Origin of the sequence: Asticcacaulis sp. AC466 (assembly GCF_000495815.1) — a bacterium.
Classification (GTDB): domain Bacteria; phylum Pseudomonadota; class Alphaproteobacteria; order Caulobacterales; family Caulobacteraceae; genus Asticcacaulis.
Window position 1 is genome coordinate 84,542 of the sequence record NZ_AWGE01000014.1, and the last position, 20,980, is coordinate 105,521.

Annotated in this window: 20 protein-coding genes; 12 read left to right on the top strand and 8 right to left on the bottom strand. The window is 61.5% G+C overall.

Annotated features, from left to right (window positions below):
- Positions 1-6: 6 nt before the first annotated feature.
- The 4 genes from AEAC466_RS36820 to dgoD form a co-directional block, all read right to left on the bottom strand.
- On the bottom strand, positions 7-648 hold the full coding sequence (locus tag AEAC466_RS36820) for a 2-dehydro-3-deoxy-6-phosphogalactonate aldolase (protein WP_023458910.1): 642 nt from the start codon (positions 646-648) through the stop codon (positions 7-9).
- Complete coding sequence (locus AEAC466_RS36825) at positions 645-1,640, bottom strand: 2-dehydro-3-deoxygalactonokinase (RefSeq protein WP_023458911.1); 996 nt, start codon at positions 1,638-1,640, stop codon at positions 645-647. The genes AEAC466_RS36820 and AEAC466_RS36825 overlap by 4 nt, the downstream gene beginning before the upstream one ends.
- Positions 1,641-1,687: 47 nt before the next feature.
- Positions 1,688-2,548 carry an SMP-30/gluconolactonase/LRE family protein gene (locus tag AEAC466_RS36830; RefSeq protein ID WP_023458912.1) on the bottom strand — a complete coding sequence of 287 codons (861 nt, stop codon included), beginning with the start codon at positions 2,546-2,548 and terminating at the stop codon, positions 1,688-1,690.
- A gap of 98 nt (positions 2,549-2,646) precedes the next feature.
- A complete protein-coding gene (gene dgoD / locus AEAC466_RS36835) occupies positions 2,647-3,828 on the bottom strand; it encodes a galactonate dehydratase (RefSeq protein WP_023458913.1) in 1,182 nt (393 codons plus the stop codon).
- 191 nt (positions 3,829-4,019) lie between these two features.
- On the opposite strand from dgoD, the gene AEAC466_RS36840 reads away from it, so the two are divergent.
- The 3 genes from AEAC466_RS36840 (at position 4,020) to metC (ending at position 9,744) form a co-directional block, all read left to right on the top strand.
- On the top strand, positions 4,020-5,237 hold the full coding sequence (locus tag AEAC466_RS36840; protein WP_023458914.1) for an acetyl-CoA C-acetyltransferase: 1,218 nt from the start codon (positions 4,020-4,022) through the stop codon (positions 5,235-5,237).
- Positions 5,238-5,260: 23 nt separating this feature from the next.
- Positions 5,261-7,486, top strand: a complete 2,226-nt coding sequence (locus AEAC466_RS36845; RefSeq protein WP_023458915.1) for a 3-hydroxyacyl-CoA dehydrogenase NAD-binding domain-containing protein — start codon at positions 5,261-5,263, stop codon at positions 7,484-7,486.
- Positions 7,487-8,574: 1,088 nt separating this feature from the next.
- Entirely contained in the window at positions 8,575-9,744 is a 1,170-nt protein-coding gene (gene metC, locus AEAC466_RS36855; protein ID WP_023458917.1) for a cystathionine beta-lyase, read from the top strand.
- 46 nt (positions 9,745-9,790) lie between these two features.
- On the opposite strand, the gene AEAC466_RS36860 is transcribed toward metC, so the two are convergent.
- A complete protein-coding gene (locus AEAC466_RS36860) occupies positions 9,791-10,747 on the bottom strand; it encodes an NAD(P)H-dependent flavin oxidoreductase (protein ID WP_023458918.1) in 957 nt (318 codons plus the stop codon).
- A gap of 122 nt (positions 10,748-10,869) precedes the next feature.
- Between AEAC466_RS36860 and queF the strand changes: the two genes are divergently transcribed.
- Positions 10,870-11,331 carry a preQ(1) synthase gene (gene queF, locus AEAC466_RS36865; RefSeq protein ID WP_031239073.1) on the top strand — a complete coding sequence of 154 codons (462 nt, stop codon included), beginning with the start codon at positions 10,870-10,872 and terminating at the stop codon, positions 11,329-11,331.
- Positions 11,332-11,337: 6 nt separating this feature from the next.
- Positions 11,338-11,814 (top strand): hypothetical protein, encoded by a 477-nt coding sequence (locus tag AEAC466_RS36870; protein WP_155913714.1) that lies wholly within the window; start codon positions 11,338-11,340, stop codon positions 11,812-11,814.
- A 24-nt stretch (positions 11,815-11,838) separates the two neighbouring features.
- Here AEAC466_RS36870 and AEAC466_RS36875 read toward each other — a convergent pair whose 3' ends face one another.
- Positions 11,839-12,459 carry a nitroreductase family protein gene (locus AEAC466_RS36875; protein WP_023458921.1) on the bottom strand — a complete coding sequence of 207 codons (621 nt, stop codon included), beginning with the start codon at positions 12,457-12,459 and terminating at the stop codon, positions 11,839-11,841.
- A gap of 48 nt (positions 12,460-12,507) precedes the next feature.
- On the opposite strand from AEAC466_RS36875, the gene AEAC466_RS36880 reads away from it, so the two are divergent.
- The 3 genes from AEAC466_RS36880 (at position 12,508) to AEAC466_RS36890 (ending at position 14,374) form a co-directional block, all read left to right on the top strand.
- The gene (locus AEAC466_RS36880; protein WP_023458922.1) at positions 12,508-13,140 is read left to right on the top strand and encodes an NUDIX domain-containing protein; all 633 of its coding nucleotides are present in this window, start codon (positions 12,508-12,510) and stop codon (positions 13,138-13,140) included.
- A 19-nt stretch (positions 13,141-13,159) separates the two neighbouring features.
- Positions 13,160-13,987, top strand: a complete 828-nt coding sequence (gene cysE / locus AEAC466_RS36885; protein ID WP_023458923.1) for a serine O-acetyltransferase — start codon at positions 13,160-13,162, stop codon at positions 13,985-13,987.
- Between the two features lie 186 nt (positions 13,988-14,173).
- Positions 14,174-14,374, top strand: a complete 201-nt coding sequence (locus AEAC466_RS36890) for a DUF3126 family protein (RefSeq protein ID WP_023458924.1) — start codon at positions 14,174-14,176, stop codon at positions 14,372-14,374.
- 172 nt (positions 14,375-14,546) lie between these two features.
- Here the strand turns inward: AEAC466_RS36890 and AEAC466_RS36895 are convergent, their stop codons facing one another.
- Positions 14,547-15,116: a hypothetical protein gene (locus AEAC466_RS36895; protein ID WP_023458925.1), complete on the bottom strand. Its 570-nt coding sequence runs from the start codon at positions 15,114-15,116 to the stop codon at positions 14,547-14,549.
- A gap of 141 nt (positions 15,117-15,257) precedes the next feature.
- On the opposite strand from AEAC466_RS36895, the gene AEAC466_RS36900 reads away from it, so the two are divergent.
- Positions 15,258-15,536 (top strand): hypothetical protein, encoded by a 279-nt coding sequence (locus AEAC466_RS36900; protein WP_023458926.1) that lies wholly within the window; start codon positions 15,258-15,260, stop codon positions 15,534-15,536.
- A gap of 20 nt (positions 15,537-15,556) precedes the next feature.
- Here the strand turns inward: AEAC466_RS36900 and AEAC466_RS36905 are convergent, their stop codons facing one another.
- On the bottom strand, positions 15,557-16,885 hold the full coding sequence (locus tag AEAC466_RS36905; RefSeq protein ID WP_023458927.1) for an aspartate aminotransferase family protein: 1,329 nt from the start codon (positions 16,883-16,885) through the stop codon (positions 15,557-15,559).
- 130 nt (positions 16,886-17,015) lie between these two features.
- Here AEAC466_RS36905 and AEAC466_RS36910 point away from each other — a divergent pair, with 130 nt between their 5' ends.
- The 3 genes from AEAC466_RS36910 (at position 17,016) to AEAC466_RS36920 (ending at position 20,813) form a co-directional block, all read left to right on the top strand.
- On the top strand, positions 17,016-17,726 hold the full coding sequence (locus AEAC466_RS36910; protein ID WP_023458928.1) for a GntR family transcriptional regulator: 711 nt from the start codon (positions 17,016-17,018) through the stop codon (positions 17,724-17,726).
- Positions 17,727-17,839: 113 nt separating this feature from the next.
- The gene (locus AEAC466_RS36915) at positions 17,840-19,357 is read left to right on the top strand and encodes an aldehyde dehydrogenase (RefSeq protein ID WP_023458929.1); all 1,518 of its coding nucleotides are present in this window, start codon (positions 17,840-17,842) and stop codon (positions 19,355-19,357) included.
- A 4-nt stretch (positions 19,358-19,361) separates the two neighbouring features.
- Positions 19,362-20,813 (top strand): NAD-dependent succinate-semialdehyde dehydrogenase, encoded by a 1,452-nt coding sequence (locus AEAC466_RS36920; RefSeq protein WP_023458930.1) that lies wholly within the window; start codon positions 19,362-19,364, stop codon positions 20,811-20,813.
- Positions 20,814-20,980: the final 167 nt, after the last annotated feature.

Below are 20,980 nucleotides of genomic sequence, written 5' to 3' on the forward strand. Positions count from 1 at the left end.
GGGGCTTTACGCCCCTTTTATCGCATCCCAGGCATCTACGAAGGCCTTGGCCTTTTTGTAGACGATTTCGGGGCTGTCGCCCGGCTTGAAAACGGCCGAACCGATGCCGAAACCGGCGGCCCCGGCATCGAGGAAGTCCCGCATATTGCCCGGTTCCACGCCGCCGACCGGAAAAACCGGCACGGTTTTGGGCAGGACGGCCTTCATCGCCTTAAGCCCCTTGGTCCCGGCCAGTTCGGCGGGGAAGAGCTTGATGGCGTCCGCACCGGCGTCGATGGCCGCGAAGGCTTCGGTCGGTGTGAAGAAGGCGGGGAAGGAAATCATGCCCAGCGCCTTGGCACGGCGGATGACGTCCGTATTGGTGTTCGGCGAGATGCAGATCTGACCGCCGACGGCCTTCAAGGTTTCGACATCGGCAACGTTCAGCACCGTGCCCGCGCCGACAATGGCGCGCGGCCCCAGAGCTTCGGCCAATAGCTTGATCGAGTCGAACGGATCGGGCGAATTGAGCGGCACCTCGACGATGCGGAAACCGGCTTCGACCAGGGTTTCGCCGACAGCCAATGCTTCGTCCGGGCGCAGGCCGCGCAGAATCGCGACCAGGGGCAGGGTGTCAAGCGCCGCGCGCCATTGCTCCATCAAGCTCATAGTACCAGTTTTCCTTCGTGGGCGATCGCCCACAGACCACGGGCGGACGCCTCGTCGCCATCGTGGATGGCGACATCGGTAAAGCCGGTGTGGAGCAGGGCGCGTTTATAGAGGTTGGACAGGGTGCCATCGCCGACAATGCCGACGGGGCGCACGCCGTGGCGGATGCTTTCGGCGCGGATTTCGGAGCCGATCAACAGACCGGACAGGTAGGACGACAGGCTTTCCGGAGCGATATGACCGAATAGGCCTTCGGTGCGGACCGAAAAGACGAGGGACAGGAAGGATTTGTCGGCCATGGCGCGATCGACGCCCAGCTTGAAGGCCGCTTCGTCATCCTTATCGTTATGCATCAGGTCGCCGAGGATCGAATGGGATTTGAGGACCTGGAACATTTCGCCGGTCATGTAGGAGCTGAAGCCTTCGACAATGCCGTTTTCGACCTTGGCCCACTTGGAATGGGTGCCGGGCAGGACGAATACGCCGTCGCCATGCGACGCCGACAGGCCGAACAGTTGCGTTTCTTCGCCGCGCATCACGTTAAGCAGGCCTTCGTGGTCGGCCGGGGCGGACAGGCCGGGGACGATCTTGACCTTCAACTTGGACGAGGGCGCATCGACCAGGGTGGCGGCGATGGCGGCCAAGCTGGACGGGCAGGACTGATACGGCGCTTCGACCCAACCGGTGCGCGAGCCGACCATGCCCGACAACAGGATGGGCAGGTCCGGACGGTCGAAATCGCCCTTCATGACGGACAACAGCGCCTGTTCGAACGACAGGACGCCCAGGTTTTTCAGGCCGATATTGGCGGTGTGCTTGGCGATGATCTCGCCATCCGTGCCGAAAAGGAACAGGCGAAAATTGGTGGTGCCCCAGTCGGCGGCGATCAGGGCGGGCGCGGCGTAGGTCATGCGGCGGAGTCTCTTGGCAAAGGGTTGTTCCAGGTGCTGCGTCCAGCGCTTTGGCAAGGGCAGGGCGCCCGTACCGTTCATGCGTCCGAAAAGGCCTGAGGGCCCGAGTAACAGCAATGCGGTTTGGTCTAGCCCTTAAACTTCTGGGGTTCAAGGCCGGTATGGCCGCGCAGCAGATCAGAAGGTATTTCGAACAATGTCCCGCCTTCACGATCTTCCGGCAGGCCTTCCGCCGCCGAGGTCACGAAGACGCGGTCAAGCTTGTCGCCGGCAAAGCACAGCGAGGTGATCTGCCTGGCCGGCAGGTCGATGGAGAAGTCGATGCTGGCGTCCGCATTGAAGCGCGTAACCTTGCCCGGTCCCCAATGGGCGACCCAGATGCCGCCCTGGGCGTCGGTTGTCATGCCGTCGGGACCGCCCCAGTCTTCGGGGAAGGTGAGCCAGAGCGTCTTGTTGGCGAGTTCGCCGTCAATGACGTCGAAGACGTAGATTTCGTTCTTGCCGGTATCGGTGTGGTAGACGGTGGCATGGTCGGCGGAGAAGGTCGGGCCGTTGGCGATCTTGTACGGGCCATCGACCTCCTGCCAGGTCAGATCGACGTTCAGGCGATAGAAGGCGCCCGACACCTTGGCGATCGGCTTGTGCATCGATCCGGCCCAGATGCGGCCCAGATCGTCGGCCTTGGCGTCGTTCAGGCGGTTTTCCGGCTCGTGCGGGTAGGGGGTGGCGATATGTGTGATGGTCAGGGGATCGAGCGTGACCTCGGCAAAACCGGACATCAGACCGGCGATGAAGCCGCCCTTTTCGCGTTCGATGACCCAGCCGATCGGTTCCGGAAAGTGCCAGGTCCGGCTTTCGCCGTTGAGATAATAGGCATGCAGGTTGTGCGCCAGGATATCGACCCAATAGACGCACTGGTCACGCTTCGACCACAGCGGGCCTTCACCGAGAATGGCGCCAGGTGCGGAGCGGCGGAGGATGTTTGACATGGCCCTGTTCCTGTTTTTGTCTGAGTTATCTGCGTTTTAGGATAGGTTCGGCCAAATGAAAAGGCGGAAATCCGCCTTTTACACATGGACCGCGCCTCTTACCATTCACGGACATAGCCGTCCGGGCCGCGCCAGGCCGGGTTGCGCCACGGCGGGCAGTCCTTGGCCATTTCGCGGACCTTGGCTTCATCGATTTCGACACCGAGACCGGGGCCGGTCAGGGCCTCGACATAGCCATCCTTCACATTGAACACTTCCGGGTTCTTCATATAGAAAAGGAGGTCGTGGCCGTTGGTGTTGTAATGGATGCCGAGCGACATTTCCTGAATGACGTGGTTGGGCGTCGAGATGGCCAGTTGCATACAGGCGCCCAGCGCCAGCGGCCCCAGAGGCGAATGCGGGGCGATGGCCACGTCATAGGCTTCGGCCATGGCGGCGATGCGTTTGCATTCCGAAATGCCGCCGGCATGGCTGAGGTCCGGCTGGATGATATCGACGCAGGCCTTTTCGAAGAAGGGCTTGAAGTCCCAGCGGCTGTACAGGCGTTCCCCCAAAGCGATGGGGGTGCTGGTCAGCTTGGACAATTGTTCGATGGCTTCGATATGTTCGCTGAGGAGCGGTTCTTCGATGAACAGGGGGCGCAGGGGCTCCAGCGCATGGGCCAGTTGCTTGGCCATCGGCTTGTGGACGCGGCCGTGGAAGTCCATGCCGACATCGAGGCCGAGGCTTTGCACCGAGGTGAAGCGGTCGAGCACGGCATCGAGGCATTTGGGCGAATCGAGCCAGCCCATGTCTTCGCTGGCATTCATCTTGACCGCCTTGAAACCCTGATCGAGGCGCGCCTTACCAGCATCAATGACGTCGGACGGACGATCGCCGCCGATCCAGGCATAGACCTGGACCCGGTCGCGCACCTGGCCGCCCAGCAATTGCCATACCGGCACGCCAAGGCGGCGCGCCTTGAGGTCCCACAGCGCCTGGTCGAAACCCGACAGGGCCGACATCAGGACCGGGCCGCCGCGGTAAAAGCCGAGACGGTAGAAAACCTGCCACATATCTTCGATACGATCGGCGTCGAAACCGATAAAGCGTTCGCGGATTTCTGCGAAGGTGGCTTCGGTCGCCTCGGTATGGCCTTCCAGGGAGGCTTCGCCCCAGCCGACCGCGCCGTCATCGGTTTCGATACGCACGAACAGCCAGCGTGGCGGCACCGCGAAGGTCTCGATCTTGCGCAGGGTGGTGCGGGTATTTGTGCGGGCGAGGGGGGCGGCGGTGTCCATGGCGAGCTCTCTGATTATCTTGCGAATGACCTACGCGTTTCGGTGCCAAGGGTCAAGGCAATTGTATTATAATTGGCGGCGCGAGCGCGGGATTTCCGCCAGATTATTTTTGCGACTACTTGACGTGCGCGTAAACAAAGCGCATCTATGCTGCACCAAAAAATGCCCCAATAAACAGAGGAGCCCTGTCGATGCCCAGCCCTGAAAATTCAGCCTATATCTATGACCATGTGCGGTCGCCGCGCGGTAAGGGCAAGAAGGACGGCAGCCTCCACCAGATTACCGCCCTTGACCTGTCGGCTCAGGTGCTGAGCACGCTGCGCGATCGCTCGAACCTCGACACCACCCTGGTTGACGATGTGACCTGGGGCTGCGTGACGCCGGTGGGCGAACAGGGCGGGGACATCGCCCGGGCCGCCGTTCTGGCCGCCAAGTATTCGCAAACCACGGCGGGCGCTCAGGTCAATCGCTTCTGCGCCTCGGGTCTGGAAGCCGTCAATATCGCCGCCGCCAAGGTGGTGTCGGGCGAAGCGACCATGGCCATCGGCGGGGGCGTCGAATGCATGAGCCGCGTTCCGATGGGATCGGACGGCGGGGCGTGGGCCATCGACGTCAATGCGGCCTTTCCGACCTATTTCGTGCCGCAGGGCGTATCGGCCGACATGATCGCCACCAAGTGGGGCTTTTCGCGCACCGATTGCGACGCCTATGCCGTCGAAAGCCACAAGCGTGCCGCCCGGTCGTGGGCGGAAGGCCGTTTCAAGAATTCGGTCATTTCGGTCAAGGATCAGATGGGCATCACCGCGCTGGATCACGATGAAAGCGTGCGTCCCAATACGGATATGCAGACGCTGGGCGGGCTTAATCCCTCCTTCCAGATGATGGGCGAAATGGCCTTCGATTCGGTCATCAATCAGCGCTACCCTGAGGTCGAACGCATCAATCACGTCCATACGCCGGGCAATTCCTCCTCCATCGTCGATGGCGCGGCCGCCGTTCTGGTCGGTTCGAAAGAGGCCGGCCGGATCACGGGCATGAAGGCCAAGGCGCGCATCCTGGGCACGGCCTCCATCGGTTCGGAGCCGTCGATCATGCTGACCGGCCCGTCCTTCGTCACTGAAAAGGTGCTCAAGAAGCTGGGCATGACCGTGGGTGACATCGACCTTTACGAACTGAACGAAGCCTTCGCGGCCGTGGTTCTGCGTTACATGCAGGTGCTCGATATTCCGCACGACAAGATGAATGTCTGCGGCGGCGCCATTGCCATGGGCCATCCGCTGGGCGCGACCGGCGCCATGATCCTCGGCACGCTGGCCGATGAGCTGGAACGGTCCGGCAAATCGACGGGGCTGGCCGTCCTGTGTGTCGGCGGCGGCATGGCCACCGCCACGGTCATCGAGCGCGTATAAGAAAACAGCAGGGAATAACCACTATGGAAAATTTTAAGACCGATCTCGACGCCGACGGCATCCTGCTCTGCACCTTCGACGTGCCCGGCAAGACGATGAACACCTTCACCAAGTCGGCTCTGGCCGATGTCGAAGCCATTGCCAACCGCGCCAAAAGCGAAGCCGACATCAAGGGCGTGGTCATCACCTCCGGCAAGACGAACGGCTTCTGCGCCGGCGCCGATCTTGAGGAACTGTTCGGCGGCGGCTGGGAAGCCGATGCCTCTCTGCAGGGCGAAGACCTGCTCAAGGCCACCTTCGATGCCGCGTTTGAAATGAACCGCGTCTATCGCCTGCTCGAAACCTGCGGCAAGCCGGTGGCGGTCGCGATCAACGGCCTGGCGCTCGGCGGCGGGTTGGAACTGTCGCTGGCCTGTCATTACCGCGTGCTGTCGAATGGGCCCAAGGTTCAGGTCGGCCTGCCCGAAATCAAGATCGGCCTGTTCCCCGGCGGCGGCGGTTCGCAACGCTTGCCGCGCCTGATCGGCGCGCAAGCCGCGCTCATGGCCATGTCGGAAGGCAAGTCGTTCAAGCCCGCCGAAGCGCTGGGTGCGGGCGTGGTCGATGAAGTGGTCGATAACGACAAGGTGGTCGAAGCCGCCAAGACCTGGATCAAGACCAAGGGCGATCCGGTCCAGCGCTGGGACAAGAAGGATTACAAGATTCCCGGCGGCGGTCCGTACCATCCGGCGGGCGCTCAGGTCTTCATCATGGGCAATGCCTTGCTGCGCAAGCAGTCCTACGGCAATTACCCGGCGGTGGTGAACCTGATGCACAGCGTCTACGAAGGCCTGCAACTGCCGTTCGATACGGCGATCAAGGTCGAGACGCGCTACTTCGCCAAGACGTTGATGACGCCGCAGGCCAAGGCCATGCTGCGCACCTTCTTCTTCTCCATGCAGGCCATCGCCAAGGGCTCAGGCCGTCCGTCAGGCGTGCCCAAGGCTGAGTTCACGCAAGTGGCCGTTCTGGGCGCGGGCATGATGGGGGCGGGCATCGCCTACGTCCAGGCCCTGGCCGGTATCAAGACGATCCTGATCGACCGCGACCAGGAAAGCGCCGACAAGGGCCGCAAGCATTGCGAAGACCTGCTCATGAAGCAGGTGTCGCGCGGCAAGATGACCAAGGAAAAGATGGCCGAGACGCTGGACCTGATCGTGGCGACGCCCGATTACGACCAGATCAAGGGCTCTGAGCTGGTCATCGAGGCCGTGTTCGAAAACACCGAGCTGAAGGAAAAGGTCACCAAGGATGCCGAAGCGCGCCTCTATTCGGGCGACAAGGCCGATAGCGCCATCTTCGGGTCCAACACCTCGACCATCCCCATCACCATCCTGTCCACCGCGTCGCAAAAGCCGGAAAACTTCATCGGTATCCACTTCTTCTCGCCCGTCGATAAGATGATGCTGGTCGAAATCATTCTCGGCAAGGAAACGTCGGACGAGACGCTGGCCAAGGCGATCGACTACGTCCTCAAGATCCGCAAGACGCCGATCGCGGTCAATGACAGCCGTGGCTTCTACACCTCGCGCTGCTTCGCCACCTTCGTCGCCGAAGGCATGGCATTGTGGGCGGACGGCTACGCGCCGGCCATCATCGACAATGTCGGCCGCATGACCGGTATGCCGCGCGGCCCGCTGGAAATGAATGACGACGTGGCGCTTGATCTTATGGTCAAGGTCCAGGCCGAAATGGCCAAGTCGCAAGGCGATGCCTATGTCCCGCTGGCCGGCGAAAAGGAAGTCGCCGACATGGTGGCCAAGGGCCGTTACGGCCGCAAGAACGGCAAGGGCTTCTACGACTACCCGGCGGAAAAGGGCGCCAGCAAGACCCTGTGGTCCGGCCTGTCCGACTACTTCACGCCGACCGTCACCGAGGCCGAACCGTCAGACGTCGCGGAAATCAAGACGCGCCTTCTGTACCGTCAGGCCGTCGAGGCGGCGCGCTGCTTCGAAGAAGGAGTCATCACCGATCCGCGCGAAGCCGATGTCGGCTCCATCCTGGCCTGGGGCTTTGCGCCGTGGTCGGGCGGGGTTATCTCGCTGATCGATTCCATCGGCGTGGCGGCCTTCGTCGCGGAACTGGATCGCCTGACCCAGGCCTACGGGGCGCGGTTCGAACCGCCGAAGCTGCTGCGTGACATGGCGGCCAAGGGCGAAACCTTCTACGGCCGCTTCGGCAAGGACGCCAAGGCCGGAAAAGCGGCGTAAGGGTAAAGGGAATAATAATCTTGTACCTCCCTGGCTTCGCCGGGGAGGGGGACCGCACGAGACGCGAAGCGTTGAGATGTGGTGGTGGGGTGTCTGTCTTTACCCGGTATGTGGCAGGTATTAACCTAAACGAGATGCCCCACCACCACATCTTGCGGGCAAGCCCGCTTCGTGCGGTTCCCCTCCCCATCCAAGATGGGGAGGTACAATGTTGTCGTCATCCACGACTGGCGAAACTACGTAAGCTTTAAAGCCGCTGTGCGAGATGGCGACTTTTTTGCTGAGTCTACCGTGTCCGACACAGGGCAGTGGCGGCGGTGACAACCCATGTGGTTGGGAGGAATCAGATAGGCGCAGCCTTCAGTCGTTAGGTGTGCGCCGGCATAGCCTGTCCTTATGGAGCAACAAGACGAATGTTCTCGCCTTACCGAAGCGTATATGTCACTTCCCACACCAGCGCTTTAATCCCTCTGGCCTCGATATTTGGATAGCTTTTTTGAATAGAGTGGCTAATTTTTTTTGGCGATCTTTTGTAGGGAATCCGTTTGTTCAAACGGAATGTTATTCGCAAAAACCCTAATTGCTGAAATCCTGGGCAGTAAATCGGAAGTTTTTTTTGGGCCGAATTTCTTAGTTAGATCGTCCAAGTATTCGCCGGGATAAGAGTGCTTCCCATATCCAATATAGATGCATAAAGCCTTTGTTATATCATTTTCGAAGAACAGCATTTTATTGCCCTTTGAAATAGTCATGCGTTCCCGGTGGAGCCGTTACGTTTGCGTGTGCGTGAGCCGGTAGCGCCAGCAAGGACAATATCAGCCAAGTGCGCGTCACTCTTTTGATCATATTTTCCCATTTGGCGGACAGGCTATCGTCCGGTCCGCCGTATGGCAAGCCCAAGTGGATATCTGGGTGGCGGGACAACAGGAATAGCCTGAACGGCAACCACAGTATCTTAGTCGCAAGCGTATTATTTCCCTCTCGCATCAAAACTGACGCGTTCGGTTAGGTCTTATGGCTTGCGCAAGCCTGCGTTTCGCGCTTGAAGACAATCGTATACCAAGCCGCCGCCTGCCGAGAGACCCGACATGAAAGAAACGACCCGCCTGACCAGCGCCACCTATGGCCGCGCCAACTCCCGCCGGGCGGTCAACACGCCGGTGGAACGCGGATCGACCGTGCTCATGGAAAGCGCCGAAGTCCTTTATAATGACGACATCAAGCCGACCTACGGCACGGACGGGCTATCGACCCAGACCGAATTGTGCCGGCTCATCGCCGATCTGGAAGGGGCCGCTGAGGCCCACATCCTGCCCAGCGGTCTGGCGGCCCTGACTCTGCCCATCTTTGCCTTTCTGGCGGCGGGAGACGAGATTCTGGTGGCCAATGCCGCCTATCGCCCGGTGCGGCGCTTCCTCGATACCCAGTTGCAGCGTTACGGCGTCGCCGCCCGCTATTACGATCCAGCCCTGACGGCGGAGGCGGTGCTGGCTCTGGCCACGCCAGCAACCAAGATGATCTATGTCGAAAGCCCGGGGTCGCTGACCTTCGATATTCAGGATATTCCCGGCATTGCGCGGCTGGCGCGCGAACGCGGCATCCTGACCCTGTGCGACAATACCTATGGCGCGGGTGTGCTGTTCAAGCCGTTGCGGCATGGCGTCGATCTCAGCATGCAGGCCCTGACCAAATATGTCGGCGGACATTCCGACGTGCTGATCGGGTCTTTGTCGGTGTCCGACCCCAAGTTGGGCAAGGTCATCTATGACACCATCAAGGCGTGGGGCTTCTTCACCTCGGCCGACGAATCCTATCTGGCGTCGCGCGGTATCCGCTCGCTGCATTTGCGCATCAAGCAGTCGGGTGACAGCGCGCTGAAGATCGCCAAATGGCTGGAAGGTCGTCCGGAAGTCTTGCGCGTCGTCCATCCGGGGCTGGACAGCCATCCCGGTCACGACATCTTCGCCCGCGATTTCACCGCGGCCAACGGCCTGTTCATGGTGTTGTTCAAGGGCAATGGCGAGGCCGATTCACAGGCCTTCCTTAACCGGCTGAAATTGTTCGGGCTGGGGTTCAGCTGGGGCGGTTACGAAAGCCTGGCGACCAATTGCGAGCCGCAGATCCGCACGCGCACCCGCATTGGCGACGCGCCCGATCCGTACCGCGAAGGGTCGGCGGTGCGCTTCTATGTCGGGCTGGAAGATGCCGACGACCTGATCGCGGATATCGAACAGGCGCTGAGCGTTTTTTCCGCCTAAGAGCCCCTCACCCCAGCCCTCTCCCCGCACAGGCGGGGCGAGGGGGCTATAGGTCGTACAGTTCGGCCTTGGCCGTAAAGGCCGCATGGGCGGCGTGGAACTCGGCTTTCAGCCGTGCGACCAGGTCGGCGACGGGCAATATGTCATGAATGGAGCCGACGCCCTGACCGGCGGACCAGATGGTCTTCCACGCCTTGGCTTCGGTGTTCAGTTCCTCGCCCATGTCGATCTTGTGGTGCGGGTCTTTCGCCGCCGCCGGATCGAGGCCATTATTGATCAGGGACGGCGTCAGGAAGTTGGCGTTGATGCCGGAAATGGCGTCGGTATAGGTGATGTCCTTGGCCGAGCTTTCAACCAGCATTTCGCGGTAGCCTTCGACGGCGCGGGCTTCTTTTGTGGCGATAAAGCGCGTGCCCATATAGCCCAGGTCCGCCCCGGCCATCAGGCCCGCCGCCACGTCGCCGCCGGTTGATTGCGCGCCGGACAACAGGATGGTGCCTTTGAAAAATTCGCGCACCTCGTTGAGCAGGGCGAACGGATGCTGGTTGCCGGCATGGCCGCCCGCACCGGCCGACACCAGGATCAGGCCATCGACCCCGGCTTCCATCGCCTTGCGCGCATGGCGGGCATTGATGACGTCATGGAAAACGACGCCGCCGTAGGAATGGACGGCATCGACGATGTCCTTGACCGCGCCCAGCGAGGTGATGACCAGGGGCACCTGATGCTGAACCGTGATCTGAATATCGGCCATCAGGCGTGTATTGGTGTTGTGGACGATCAGGTTGACCCCAAAGGCGGCATCGTTCGGGCCCAGCGCGGCCTTGATCTGGTCCAGCCACTCGGCATAGCCTTCGCTGGTTCGCTGATTGAGCGCCGGAAACGTGCCGATCATGCCCGATTTGCAGGTGGCGATGACCAGTTCCGGACCCGACACCAGAAACATCGGCGCGGCGACGGCGGGAAAACGCAGGTTTTTGTTCAGCGAAGCGGGGACGGCCATTTCATTTCCTCTTTATGTGCCGCTCAGGCGCGTTAAAACGGCCGAGCGTTTTGCAGAGATTACGCTGAAATTGACGTTCGCGTAAAGTTGAAAGTGCGCGGTTGGCGGGCTATATCCAGGCGATGAGCCATTACACCGACAATCTGACGCAACTGGGCGGCGATGCCCGTCCGGTCAACGATCCCGCCCAGGCAACGCTGGAACGCGTGCCCAATCCGCATAGCGATGTTGACTATGTCGCACGCTTCACTGCGCCGGAATTCACCTCCCTGTGCCCCGTGACGGGCCAGCCCGATTTCGCCCATCTGGTCATCGACTATGTGCCGGGGGAGTGGCTGGTCGAATCCAAGTCCTTGAAGCTGTTCCTGACCAGTTTCCGCAATCACGGCGCCTTTCATGAGGATTGCACCGTCTATATCGCCAAGCGTTTGAAGGACCTGCTTGCGCCGCGCTGGCTGCGCATCGGCGGGTTCTGGTATCCGCGCGGCGGCATCCCGATCGATGTCTTCTGGCAAACCGGCGACGCGCCAAAGGGCGTCTATGTGCCGGACTTCGGTGTGCCGACCTATCGCGGCCGGGGGTAAACACGGATGAGGGGGCTGTGGGGGAATTTCTGGTTTCGGATGCTGGTTACGGCGGCCGTATCGGTCCCCATGGCCATCTTTGCGCTGTGGGCGACGCCCTATATAGCTGTCGGTCTTGGGGCTGCTTTTGGCATCTTAGGCTTTTCGCAGGATGTCAGCTTTGTATTCCGGCCCGGCATGTTTTTAGCCGCCTTGCCCGCCGTACCGTTCTGGTTGCTGGCCGAACCCCGCCTGTGGGGGCGCCGGGCACCGCTACCGTTCGGCAGTTATCTGACGTTTGTGGTGGTGCTTTTTCCGGCCCTGTTTTTGTCCGTTTTTGTTCTGATTCAATACGAATTAACCAACCCGGTGGTGAACCTGGGGATTTTGTGCGCCAGCTATCTCGGTACGGCGCTATTGGCCGGTGGCGCGGGCTATGGCTATTACCGGTTCTGGCGACATGGCCAGGATCGCCTGCCGCCCGTGATTCCGGACGTGTTTTAGGCCGGACGTGTTTTAGGGTTCGCCTTAGCCCTGCCACCATGACACGCGGCTGGCGTAGTCGGGGCGTTCGCGTTCCAGCGGCGCTTCCGACGGGGTGCCGAGGAAGATCCAGCCGGCGACGTTTTCGCCGTCGCTCAGGCCGAGTACGGTCTTGGCCTCTTCGTCATAGCTATACCAGTCGGTGATCCAGTTGGCGCCGTAGCCTAGCGCGCCGGCGGCAATCAGCAGGTTCTGGCAGACGGCGGCGGCGGACAATTGCTGTTCCCACAACGGCTTCTTGTACGGAAATACGGGGCTGGAAATAACCAGCAGGGCTTCGGGCGGGATGGACAGTTTTTGCAATGCGCCCACCGCCTTGCGGTCGTCGCGCGATTCCGCGAGGGCCTTGAGCCGTTCGACCAGTTGCGCCTTGCTGTCCGGCGTAAAGCGGACGATGCGCCATGGCCCGAGCTTGCCATGATCGGGCACCCGAAAGCCGATGCGGATCAGGAGGTCGATTTCGTCTTCGGACGGGGCGGGCAGGCCGAGGGTCGGGGCCGGCGCGCTGCGGCGATGGAACAGCACGTCCAGGGTTTCGGCGGACTTTTTTTGCGGTACGGGCTGGCCGAATTCGATCGGGGTCTGGTCAAAGGCGGGGAGGGACATGCTATGGCTTTCGCGAAGAGACTCGATGCGTCCATATATAGGTGAGCCGTGACCGATAAGAAACCCAACCTGCCGCCCTGGGATACCGAAGCCGCCCTGGGCCAGCGCCCCGGCTGGCAAAGGGTCAAATCGCATGTCGCCTTTCAGAACCCGTGGATCACCGTCGAAAGCCACGATGTTGTCGCCCCCACCGGGCGGGCAGCGCATTACGGAGTGGTGCGCTTCGCCAACCGCGCCATCGGTATATTGCCCCTGTTCGATGACGGCACGGTGCCGATGGTCGGGCAGGCGCGGTTCGCGCTGGACTCCTATAGCTGGGAGATACCCGAGGGCGGCGCGCCCTTTGACGAAGACCCGCTTGATGGCGCCAAACGCGAACTGCGCGAAGAAGCGGGGTTGATTGCCGCCAACTGGACGCAGATTGCGCAACTGGAGCTGTCGAACTCGGTGACCGACGAGGTGGCGGTCTGCTATCTGGCGACCGGCCTGAGCGAAGGCGATGTCGAACCGGACGATACCGAAGTGTTCGCCCACGCCCGCGTGCCCTTCCGCGATCTGCTCGACGCGGTAAAAAATTATCAGGTGCGCGATGCCTTAACCGTTGTCAGCGTATGGCGCGTCTACCATATGGCCATGACGGGTGATTTGCCGCCGCATCTGCGAGATGCTATAGTTGGCTGAGATAGTGCAGGAGAGTCTCATGGCTCAGGTTTTCGAAGTCATCAACCCGGACGACAAGCCGATCTGGCTCAATCTGCGCCAGGAGGCGTCGGATGCGCTGGCGGCCGAGCCCGGCCTGGCGTCGATGCTGCATTCCACAATCCTGTCCCACGACGATCTGGCCAGCGCGCTCAGCTATCATATCGCGCGCAAGCTGGGCGACGATACTATTCGCGGCATGACCCTGCGCGAAATCGTGCGCAAGGCCTACGCCACCGAACCGGCCCTGGTCGATTATGCCCAGGCCGATTTGCAGGCCGTCTATGAGCGCGATCCGGCCGCCAAGGGCTATTTGCAGGCCTTCATGTTCTTCAAGGGCTTCCTGTCGCTTCAGATTTACCGCGTGTCGCACCGCCTGTGGCAGGACGGCCGCCACACCATGGCGCATTTTCTGCAAAGCCGGGTGTCCGAGCTTTTCCAGATCGATATCAATCCGGCTGCCCGTATCGGCAAGGGCGTCTTCCTCGACCACGGCACCGGCATTGTCATTGGTGAGACGGCGGTGGTCGGCGACGACTGCTCGATCCTGCAAGGGGTGACCCTGGGCGGGACCGGGGCGGAACGCGGCGATCGTCACCCCAAGGTCGGCCGGGGCGTGCTTTTGGGCGCCGGGGCCAATGTGCTGGGCAATATCACCATCGGTGACTACGCCAAGATCGCCTCGGGCTCCGTGGTGCTCAAGCCGGTTCCGGCCCATTGCACGGCGGCGGGCGTGCCGGCCAAGCTGATCAATTGCAAGACCTGCGAAGACCCGGCCCGCCAGATGGACCACACCATGCCGGAAATCGATACCGACTATTCGATTTGATAGCCTTGGCTGATACGCTGGGCTGATCCCTTGGGGATTGATGGGGTTCGGACGCGAAAAGGGTTTGCGCCGGATGCGCCGGCGCTTTAAAGCTCGCCACACACAAAGTTTATCCCTCGTCCGGGCGAATTGTGCTTAGTCTGCATGACCGCAGGACGAACCCCGTACATCCATCCGAGGCCCTATATGACCCCCGCAGAAATCACCAAGGTTCAGGATTACCTGTTCAGCACCTTCAAGACCCAGGGCCTTGAGCTCAAGCCGCGCAAGCAGAAGGATTCGGCCGAAGTCTATATCGGTGAAGATTTCATCGGCGTGGTCTATGTCGACGAAGACGAGGAAGGCTCCTACATCTTCGAAATGGCGATCCTCAAGGAAGACCTGTAAGCCGGGGCGCTTGCCGCCTAGATACAATTGAAAAAGCTCCGGGCGGATGTCCGGAGCTTTTCTTTTGGCGGATATCCAACGTCATGACCTTCGACTCATGACGTTGGCAAGGGCGACTGCCCGCCGCCGCCTGTGCGGCGAGCCATGCGGCGCCTGAGCTGAAAATATGGCCCTACATCTCGGCGTAAGGGTCGGCGTCCTTCTTGCGGCGGCGCTTGGCGACCGGGACCACGTCGGGCGGCGGCGGGGTGGCGGTGCGTTCGTATTCGGCGCGCGCCTTGCGCACCTTGGCTTCGGCCTTGTGGACCTTGCGCAATTGCAGTTCTTCGCCCAGGGCCTGAACGATCTGCGAGAAGGTGGGCAGGAGTTGCGGGAAGCGGGTGGCGACGAAGCCGGCGACGATGGCCGCCACCGTGGCCAGCACAGGCGATACGGGTGACAGGGTATCGATAATGCGCGAAATGCTGCCGACCGATGAATTGGCGAAGGCTTCGTCGATCATCGACTGGCGGCGCTTTTTCTGGTTGTGCGGCAGGGCCTTGATGCCGAAATAGATGATCACCGGCAAAAGGAAGATACTGCCCAGGGCCAGCGGACCCCACAGTTCACCGAGAAGTTGGATAGCGATCTTGTGGATACCGATGCTGATCCAGATCAAACCCAGCATGGCCGAGGCCAGGATCAGCACCAGCCCGATCAGTGAGGATTTGAAATTTTCGAACTGGTGGGAAAAATTGAACATTTGGCATCCTGGGAATCTGATCACTTGGGCCGATCTAACGGCACAAATATATAAAAGGACAATATGAATAAAGCCCCTTTATGTCGCACGAGGCCGCGTGGTAGACACGGCCAGGGATAAACGGGTGGATTTCAGGACGACATGCTGTTTCTTCAGGGCATATGGCATTCGGCCAAAGTCATCGGCGCAGGGCTGTACTGGCTTATGTCGCTGGGCTTCCTGTGGGGCGGGCTCATGCAGTGGGGCAAGGACCCTGTGCTGGGGCAAATCTGCGTCGGCTTCGTTATCTGCCTGTTCTGCCTGCGCATCGTGCTGGTGAAGCGGGTTGTGCCGGCGGCGGTGTTCAATGTCGCCGCCTGCCTGGTGTTTTTCGTCTTTATCGCCATTCTCCAGGCCAAGGGCATGACGGGCCAGGCGTGATTTGTACGGGCTGACCGGCGTTAAGCGGTTTCGTTCAGCGCGTCGCGGATGATCCCGACCGTCCGGTCGATATGCGATTTTTCGATGATCAGCGGCGGGGACAGGGCGATGATATCGCCGGTGACGCGGATCAGCAGGCCTTTTTCAAAACACCGGTCGAAGACCTCAAGCGCACGGGCGGTCGGCGCGCCCGGCCTCGATTGCAGTTCGATGCCGCCGATGAGGCCGAGATTGCGGATATCGATGACGTGGGGCGCGTCGCGCAGCGAATGGACGGCCGCTTCCCAATAGGGCGCCATGGCGGCGGCGCGGGCAAACAGGTCCTCTTCGGCATAGACCGCTAGCGTGGCGATGCCGGCGGCGCAGGCCAGGGGATGGCCGGAATAGGTGTAGCCGTGGAACAGCTCGATCGGCGTATCGGCCGTCTGCATAAAGGTGTCGTAGATGCGGTTGGAGACGGCGACTCCGCCCATGGGCACGGTGGCGTTGGTGATGCCCTTGGCCATGCAGATCATGTCGGGCATGACGCCGAAATAGTCGGTGGCGAAGGCTGCGCCCAGCCGCCCGAAACCGGTGATGACCTCATCGAAAATCAGCAGGATATCGTGTTTGTCGCACAGGGCGCGCAAGCGTTGCAAATAGCCCTTGGGCGGCACCAGAACGCCCGTCGATCCGGCCACGGGCTCGACGATCACGGCGGCGATAGTGGAGGCGTCGTGCAAGGCGACCAGCCGTTCCAGCGCGTCGGCCAGGTCGGCGCCATTGTCGGGTTCACCCTTGGCGAACAGGTTGCCGCCGACGCCATGGGTGTGCGGCAGATGATCGACACCGGTCAGGAGCGAGCCGAAATACATGCGGTTGCGCACAATGCCGCCGACGCTGATGCCGCCAAAGCCCGTGCCGTGATAGGCGCGTTCGCGACCGATCAGGCGGGTCTTGCCGGCCTGGCCGCGATTGCGTTGATAGGCCAGCGCGATTTTGAGCGCCGTGTCGGCCGATTCCGAACCCGAATTGGTGAAGAAGACGCGCTTCAGATCGCCGGGCAGTATACCGGCCAGCTTGTGCGCAAATTCGAAGGCGAGCGGATGGCTCATATTGAAGGTTGGGGCGAAATCCATGACGGCCGCCTGGGCCTGGATCGCTTCGGTGATCCTGGCCCGCCCGTGGCCGGCATTGACGCACCACAGCCCGGCGGTGGCGTCCAGAATTTCGCGGCCATCGACATCGCGGTAATGCATGTCGCGCGCACTGACCAACAGCTTCGGCCGCGCCTTGAACGCCTTGTTCGGCGTGAACGGCATCCAGAAGTTTTCGAGATGAATATTTTCGGTCGAAGCGTGTGTGTTCATGTTCAGTTTACGTCGCAAGGCTTAACAGGGAGGTGCGGTTTCATTACGATTCCGGCACGATCTGTGCTAAGGTGAGTAGGGTTGCCGGAGTGTGATCACAAAAGCCTTCGGGCTGCAAGAGGTGGAGTGAATGGTCGTCATCAGTCTGGATACCGCGTCAGGGGACGCCAAGATGCACGACCAGGTGTATGACCGCCTGGCCGAGGCCCTGATTCAGGGCCAGATTCCGCCCCTGAAATCGGTGTCCCTGCGGTCGCTGGCGCAAGGTCTGGGCGTATCGCCCATGCCGGTGCGCGAGGCGGTGCGCCGCCTTATCGCGGAAAAGGCATTGGAGCTGCAACCGTCGAACAAGCGGTTGCGCGTGCCGGACCTGACGGAAAAGCGATTGACCCAGTTGATGACGGCGCGCCAGTGGGTTGAGCCGGAGCTGGCCTTCCTGGCGACCGCGCGCATGACCCGCGACAGTATAAAGCGGCTGCGCGACGACGACGCCAAGCTGATGACTGCGCTTAGCAAGGGCGATGTGTCGGGCTATATGCAGGCCAATCAGGATTTCCATTTTTCGATCTATGCCCGCGCCGATGCCGACCTGTTCTATGATATGGCGCGGACCCTGTGGCTTCAGGTCGGGCCGTTCATGCGCGTCGTGTTCGGGCGCATGGGCACGGTCCATCTGCCAAAGGATCACCATCAGGAAATGATCGCCGCCTTTGAGCGCGGCGACGCCGAAGCGATCAAGGCATCGATGGCGGCCGATATCCACGAGGGCATGAACCTGATGCTCGATGCCATCAAGGCCCAGGCCCAGGCTGAGCCGACCAAGCGGCGCAAGCGCGGATAGGGCGGAGGCGGCGCACCTTCATCGCTCCTCACGTAAACTCTACCGCGTCGGGGCCTTGACACCCGCATGACCGGCATTGTCTAATTGTGATCACAAGATGCCTGAGGTGACCCATGCCGACTTCTCCGCCGCTGACCCCCGCTGATACACTTTCAGGCGTTCTGGCCGCGATGGCGGCGATAGCCAAGCCCGATAAAGCCCTCATCGAAGGCATGGAGGTGGCGTCGGCCTCGCAACGGACCTTCGACAATTTGTCGTCGCGCGATGGCTCGCTTATCAACCGCATTGCCGCCTGCGACGCCGCCGATGTCGATGCCGCCGTCCATTCGGCGCGCACGGCGTTCGAGGATGGCCGTTGGCGCAACCTGGCCCCCAAGGCGCGCAAAGTCATCCTGCACCGGCTGGCCGACCTGATGAGCGCGCACGCGGAAAATCTGGCCCTGCTGGAAAGCCTGGATACCGGCAAGCCGATCAGCGACGCCCGCGCCGTCGATATCCCGCTGGCCATCAATAGCACGCGCTATTATGCCGAAGCGATCGACAAGGTCTATGGCGAGGTCGCGCCTACGCCTGAGGACCGCCTGAGCTATGTCGTCCACGAACCGCTGGGCGTGATCGGCGCCATCGTGCCGTGGAACTTCCCGCTGCACATGGCGATGTGGAAGGTGGCGCCCGCCTTGGCCATGGGTAATTCCGTGGTGCTGAAACCGGCGGAAAATTCGTCGATGACGGCGCTCTATACCGCCGCCCTCGCGCTCGAAGCCGGTGTGCCGCCGGGCGTGTGGAATGTTGTCCCAGGGCTGGGCGGCGAGGCTGGTGAGGCGCTGGCCCTGCATATGGATGTCGATATGATCGCCTTTACCGGCTCCGGTCCGGTCGGGCGGATGCTGATGCGCGCCTCGGCCGACAGCAATCTCAAGCGGGTATCGCTGGAACTGGGCGGCAAAAGCCCGCAGATCGTTTTCGCCGACTGCGACGATCTGGACGGCGCGGCGGCCAATGCCGCCTGGGGCGTCTTCTACAATCAGGGTCAGGTGTGCACCGCGGCGTCGCGGCTGCTGGTCGAGGCCTCGATCAAGGACGTCTTCGTTGAAAAGGTCCTGGCCGTCGCTAGGTCCATCAAGGTCGGCGACCCGTTCGATCCGGCCACGCGTTTCGGCGCCATGATTTCATCGCGCCAGATGCATACCGCGCTGGAATATATCGAACGCGGCCAGGCGGGCGGCGGTAAACTGCTGATGGGCGGGCAGCAGGCGCGCGGCGACAGCGGCGGATTTTATGTCGAACCGGCCGTGCTCGATATCGCGCCCGACAACATACTGGCGCAGGAAGAGGTGTTCGGGCCGGTGCTCAGCGTCATGACCTTTACCGACGAAGCCGACGCCTATCGCATCGCCAATGACACCATCTACGGTCTGGCGTCCGGCGTCTGGACCGCCAATATCGGCAAGGCTATGCGGGCCGCCAAGGCGCTCAAGGCCGGGCTGGTCTGGATCAATGGCTGGGACGCATGCGACATCACCTCGCCGTTCGGGGGCGTCAAGCAGTCGGGATTCGGGCGCGACCGCAGCCTGCATGCCCTGCACAAATATGCCGACCTCAAGGCGGTTTCCATCAGTTTCAAGGCGTAATTTCATGCAATTATCTTCCGCGCAAAAGGCCCTGCTGGGCGACTACATCCACGCTGACGCCGCGCCCGGCCGTTTTGCTGTTCTCAACCCAGCCGATGGCTCGACGCTCTGTTATGTCCAGAACCAGGGCGCGGCGGAGACCACCGCCGCAATCGCTGCGGCTGATGCCGCCTTTGCCGCCTGGTCCGGCCAGACGGCCAAGGCGCGCTCGATCATCCTGAAGAAATGGAACGAACTGGTTCTAGCCCATCTCGAAGACATGGCCATGCTGGTCACGTTGGAGCAGGGGCGACCGATCAAGGAAACGCGCGGCGAAGTGACATATGGCGCCTCCTTCATCGAATGGTTCGCCGAAGAGGCCAAGCGCGCCTATGGCCGCACCATTCCGGCCACCCTGCCGGGCAAGCATCTTCAGACGATCAAGCAGCCGGTCGGGGTGTGCGCCGCCATCACGCCATGGAATTTTCCGATTTCGATGATCACGCGCAAGGTGGCCCCCGCCCTGGCCGCGGGTTGCACCGTGGTTATCAAGCCGTCGGAAGAAACGCCGCTGTCGGCCCTGGCGCTGCTGAGCCTGGCGAAGCAGGCCGGTATGCCCGACGGCGTGATCAGCATGATTACCTCGACCACGGCGAAAGAGGTGGGCGAGGCGATGACGTCGGACCCCCGCGTCAAGAAGCTGAGCTTCACGGGCTCGACGCCGGTGGGCAAGCTGCTCTATGCCGCCTGCGCCCCCACCATGAAGAAGGTGTCGATGGAACTGGGCGGCAATGCGCCCTTCCTGGTGTTCGATGACGCCAATATCGACGACGCCGTCGAAGGGGTTCTGGCGTCGAAATATCGCAATTCGGGCCAGACCTGCGTCTGCGCCAATCGCATCCTGGTTCAGGCGGGTATTTATGACCGCTTCGCCGAGGCTCTGGTCGCGCGGGTCAAGGCGATGAAGCTGGAGCCCGGCTGGAAAGAGGAGGCGCAACTTGGGCCGCTGATCAACCAGAAGGCCATCGACAAGGTGGTGCATCTGGTCGATGACGCGGTGGGGCATGGCGCCAAGGTGGCTACGGGCGGTCATGTCGATGGCCAGGGACCGCTGTTTTATCAGGCGTCGGTCCTGACGAATGTGACCGAGGACATGGAGATTTTCTCGACCGAAATCTTCGGCCCCGTAGCCCCCCTGTTCAAATTCGACAGCGAGGACGAGGCCATCCGCATGGCCAATGATACGCCGTTCGGTCTGGCGGCCTATGCCTATACGCGCGATATCGGCCGGGCCATGCGCGTGGCGTCGAAGCTGCAATATGGCATGGTCGGCATGAATGACGGCGTGATCTCGACCGAGGTGACGCCGTTCGGCGGCATCAAGGAATCCGGCATTGGCCGCGAAGGTGCGGTCGAGGGGCTGGAGGAATATCTCAGCGTCAAATATATTTCCTTTGGAGGCCTGGGTGCAATCTAGAGGTTTCAAGGAAGCGACGCAGCGTCAGACGTGCTTTTCCTTATACCGCCCTGCTTGCGGGGCGGGGGACCGCACGAGACAGCGTTTACGCTGGCGAGATGTGGTGGTGGGGGCCTTGCTGCGCCAAACACCCAATAGCCAGTTGGTCTTTAGTGATGACCTATTCA